Here is a 2698-nt window from a genome sequence, read left to right on the forward strand (position 1 = left end):
GGTCGGTTCGTTGATGATCCGTGCGACTTCCAGCCCGGCGATCTGGCCGGCGTCCTTGGTCGCTTGACGCTGTGCGTCGTTAAAGTACGCGGGAACCGTGATCACGGCCTTGTTGACCTTGTGACCGAGATAGGACTCGGCAGATTCTTTGAGCTTGCGAAGCACCTTGGCCGAGATTTCCTGCGGCGTGAAGGTCTCGTCGCCGACTTCGATCTTGACGTACTCGTTGGCCGCCCCGACGACACCGTAGGGGACCATCTTCTCTTCCGATTCGACCTCGTGGTGACGTCGACCCATGAAACGCTTTGCCGAATAGACGGTGCGTTTGGGGTTGGTGACCGCTTGGCGTCGTGCGGGTTCGCCGACAATCGTTTCCTTCTTGTCGGTAAACGCGACCACACTGGGCGTCAGCCGGTTGCCTTCGGGGTTGGGAATGACTTTCGGCTCACTGCCTTCCATGATGGCGACCACACTGTTGGTCGTCCCGAGGTCAATGCCGATGATTTTTTCGCCCTGAGCCATAACGCTTCATCTCCGTGAAAAGTGGATTGTTCGAGGTGGATTCGGCCGTGGCGTTTACCGCGCTGGGATGCACGCTTGGGGGCCGTCGTTGGGTTGTGCTGAACGTGTCAATGTTGATGGTGTTCATGGCAGGCGACCGCCGTCCGATCTGCCTGTCGTTTTCGCCTGCTGAGGCGTCGGTGTGATCGAAAAGCAAAGGACGTGCCAGTCGAACGTTCGTCGCGCAGAAAAACGTCGGCTGCCACTAGGAAACATGCGTATCCTCCGCGAATCGTTAGTTTTCCAGCGGACGAAACTCTCTGGAAACCTTTTTTGGCAGCGTCGCTGCGGAGCGGTTTTGGGGGCTCCAACGGGCAATGCCAGATTGACAGTTCTGGTGCGGGCAGCGGCACCTCGCCGCAGCGACGGCCGCATCCAAGCACGGGGACGGTCGCTTGTCCGAGGACGGCCATCTGCCGACAGGCTCGCCGCCGACCTCGCCGTCGACCTCGCCGTCGACGCGATCTTTTTCGTCGCCGGACAGGATTTCTTGTCAGAATCCGATTCCGGTGGGGTCTATCACGTGTTCCCCCACACGCTGTGCGTCGTTCTGCGAGAATCGATGGAATGCATCCCTGGCCTGATACCGAACCGAAACTCGTCCGGCGCTTGGCGGACTCGCAAGACGATGCGGCGTGGAACCGCTTCGATACGCTTTATCGCCCGGTGATTTATCGCTACGCCAGGGGCCGTGGGTTGCAACACAGCGACGCCGAAACCTTGGTCGCCGAGGTGATGTCACGGGTGTTTCGCGCCGCCAGCCGGTGGTCCAGCCATTCCGAGCAAGACAACCCGGCCCGTCCCCAACGATTTCGAGCCTGGCTGCGGCGCATCGCCGAGAACGCCTTGTTGAATTTGGTCACACGCCAGTTGTCCAAACGCGGCACCGGAGGCACCAGCGCCCAGATTTCGTTGTCGCAACGCGCTCGCGCTGATGACGCGTCGCGGATCGAGTGGAACCGGCAGCACCAACAGCATCTGTTTGTCACCGCTGCCGGAAACGTTCAGTCCCAAGTCGATGCGGAGCATTGGAAAATCTTCTGGCAGACCCACGTTGACGGCCTTTCGATCGAACAGGCCGCCCAGCAATCGGGACGCTCGATAGGATCGGTCTATGCCATCCGCAGCCGGATCGTCCGTCGGCTGCGAGATGCCGTCACGCGGATTGAACAACTCGAAGACGCCGGTCTGACGGAGGGCTCGCGATGACCGATCAAGCGAACTGCCCCGATGAAGTCACCTGGCGTGATTGGCTGACCGGCAGCGGCAACGTGGCCGTGGACGAAACGGTATTACAGTGCCATCTGGATGATTGCGAGCGGTGTCAGGGCATGGTGGCGCGTTTGTCGGCCGACGACCCGTTCCTTTGTCAGTCACGTGAAGCGCTTCGGTCGACGGGGCTGACCAGTCACGATTGGCAAGTGGGCGATGCCGACGGTGCGGATCGGTCGAGTAGCGAAACATCCAGCCCCGCGATCGTTTCGCTCGTGCAAACGCTGCTCGGTCCCACCGAGGACGAACGGTCGCTCGGTCGCCTGGGACGATTTGAAATCTTGGGCGTGGTCGGCAGCGGCGGCATGGGAATCGTGCTCAAGGCACGCAGCATCGACATGGACCGCGTCGTCGCGATTAAAATTCCGCAGCCCCAGTACTGGCAATCCCCGCAGACGTTGCTGACGCTTGAACGCGAAGCCCGCTCGGCCGCCGCGGTCGTTCATCCCAACGTGATTTCGATTTATCACGTCGATCGATACCGCGATGTTCCCTATCTGGTGATGCCGTATTTGGCCGGGCAGTCTTTGGAGCAGCGGATTCGCGATTCGGGGCCGATGCCGCTTGATGAAGCGCTGCGGATCACACGTCAAGTTGCGTCCGCGCTGGCAGCGGCACATGCCTGTGGTGTCGTGCACCGAGATGTTAAACCTGCCAACATTCTGCTGAACGCCGGAACCGAACGTGCGGTGTTGTCGGATTTCGGCTTGGCCAAGGTGCAAACCGATGCGACGTGCACTGCGACAGGAACATTTGCCGGCACGCCGATTTATCTGTCGCCCGAACAAGCCTCCGGCTGTGGCGCCGGCCCGGCCGGCGACATCTACTCATTGGGAACGGTGCTGTGGACCATGCTGGTCGGTCA

3 protein-coding genes are annotated in these 2698 nt (G+C 60.7%); 2 read left to right on the plus strand and 1 reads right to left on the minus strand.

Annotated features, from left to right (window positions below; translation table 11 throughout):
- The coding region (locus ABX749_RS28715; protein WP_372899057.1) for an Hsp70 family protein at window positions 1–522 on the minus strand (522 nt) is incomplete at its 3' end.
- Between the two features lie 606 nt (window positions 523–1128).
- Between ABX749_RS28715 and ABX749_RS28720 the strand changes: the two genes are divergently transcribed.
- Together ABX749_RS28720 and ABX749_RS28725 are read left to right on the plus strand one after the other, a co-directional pair.
- Complete coding sequence (locus tag ABX749_RS28720; RefSeq protein ID WP_372899058.1) at window positions 1129–1770, plus strand: RNA polymerase sigma factor; 642 nt, start codon at window positions 1129–1131, stop codon at window positions 1768–1770.
- Window positions 1767–2698: serine/threonine-protein kinase (locus tag ABX749_RS28725; protein WP_372899059.1), on the plus strand; the 932-nt coding region annotated here is incomplete at its 3' end. The genes ABX749_RS28720 and ABX749_RS28725, both read left to right, overlap by 4 nt.

This window comes from Stieleria sp. (genome assembly GCF_041595215.1).
GTDB lineage: Bacteria > Planctomycetota > Planctomycetia > Pirellulales > Pirellulaceae > Stieleria > Stieleria magnilauensis.

Excerpts from the sequence above, each read along its gene's own strand:
- ABX749_RS28720 (WP_372899058.1), top strand. The coding sequence starts at position 1,129 with ATGCATCCCTGGCCTGATACCGAACCGAAACTCGTCCGGCGCTTGGCG.